The organism is Robiginitalea sp., assembly GCF_049588695.1.
In the GTDB taxonomy this organism is placed as follows: domain Bacteria; phylum Bacteroidota; class Bacteroidia; order Flavobacteriales; family Flavobacteriaceae; genus Robiginitalea.
The window spans coordinates 1-1899 of record NZ_JBAVZJ010000405.1 but is presented as its reverse complement, the minus strand read 5'-3'; the positions used below and the strand labels follow the sequence as shown (position 1 = coordinate 1899).

Genomic DNA, 1899 nt, shown 5'->3' with positions numbered 1-1899 from the left:
GATAACCGACCTGTTGTCCCCTTCGAAAGTGTGGTAAAAATTCAGGCTATACCTGTCATTGTACTGACTCCCCCCCTTGAATTCTGTTCGGAAGAACAGCGTGTCTGCCAGTGTGGTGTTGATCAGTTCAAAGTCCTTTAAATCGTAATATACCGTGGAGATATCCCGGACAGATATATAAGTATTAAACAGGGGGTTCTTATTGTCGATACGGATATCGATAGTATCCAGGGTATTCCCAAAGGCCTCAATACCCGGGGACCTGAAGTTGAGTTTAAAATCATTTTTATCTGCAACGATATTTCCCCGGACAAAGGTATTCGGCCCAAAGGAGATCTCTGGGAAAAACACTTCGACAATCTTATTGTAAATTCGGAAATTAAAGGCGAGCTCCTGACCTGCGGAGACCGTATCTGCCTGATAATTCGTATAGATACTTCCCACAGAGTTCTTGAAGAGCTTCCCCAACTCCCCTATCCGGAACTTTCCACTCATATAGCCCGTAATAATATCCGGGGAGTTGATAGTGATCGTGTGAACGGAATCGGCATCTAAACTCGAGCTGATTTTAAAATCTTTAAAGTAATAAGTATCGTTATTATTCTGAAAACTCGTCTGGCTGAAGCGGATATCTCCCTTAAGTTCGTCCAGGGAATTACCACTGATATCCATATTAACGTCCCCTTTAAAAATAGAAGTAGAGGTCGAATCTTTGACAAAATTTAAACGATACAGATCTGCATAGTCTACCGAGGCCACAAAATTAAAGGTGTCCTCATCACTTCCCAAATCAGCCAGACCGGTAAAATTAAAAATGAAATTCGGGTCTTTGCTATTTAAAGAACCATCAAAAAGTTCCTCTTTCAGAATCCCGGAGACGGCGATGTCAGAATACTCATAGCCGTTAAAAACAAAGGTATAGACCTGTCCGATGACTTCGGTATTCAATTTTTCCTTGGAAAAACCCTGGCCTTCCACGTTCACATCTACGGTAGTCTTACCCAGTGACTTTGTGCCGGTAAATCGACCGAGATCAAAATCGATAAGCGAGACAAACCCGGTGTACTCGGCATTGTCAATATCGTCGAATCCGGTTAGATTAAGGTCGGCGTAACTACTTCCCAGGGAACTCTGAATGTTGACCTGTGTACTCACCGAAGTCTCCGTGACCAGGGCGGGGCCTCGAACGGTAAATTGTCCGAGTGTTTTTAGAAATTCCGGAAGGGAATTCCCGAAGAGCTCGGGCATCAACCCCCTGAGCTGATAGTAACTCGTTGTGATATCCCGGATCCGGGCATCCATTTGAAAAGGTTCCTCTTTGTTAAAAAGATTGTCAAAGTTGAAGCTTCCCCGTATCCCTGTGTTATCTGAAACCAGCAGGAGATCATCCAATTGAAGATCATTCAGGGTACCGGACACGGACGTGGAGAGTAGTGCTGTACGCCCTTTCCCAAAACCTCCGTAGAATTGATTGATCTCATCCAGGGCAATGGTAGATTCGTCAAAAGTCGCGGTAACCTGTACCTTGTCCGTAAATTCAGGCAGGTCTTCCCGTTTGTAGTCAAAGCGCAGGTTCCCTTTGAGCTCCGAGCCTGGGGTCCGGATATAAAGTGAGTCGAAAACCATGTTCTCACGTGTGTACGTAAAATCGGTGGCGAGTTTCTCCACCCGTACGTTTCTCGAGGTTTGCACCTCAAAATCGGCAATGCGAGTTCGCACCTCAGGGCCCTGGATCAAAAAACTATCTGCGACGATGTTGAGCTCTGTAAAATTGAGGATATCCGGATTTTCGAGGTTGTCATCCCGCAATACAAACCGGCTGCTGTAGACTTCCAACCCTTCGGAGAAAAAATAAAAAGGAGGAGTTCCGGGGGCCCTGGGTTTGCCATTGTCGAGCTG

At 45.5% G+C, this 1899-nt stretch carries 1 pseudogene; it reads right to left on the bottom strand.

Annotation, left to right across the window (positions count from 1 at the left end):
- Positions 1-1899, bottom strand: a pseudogene (locus tag WBV75_RS09500) (translocation/assembly module TamB); the annotation flags it as partial.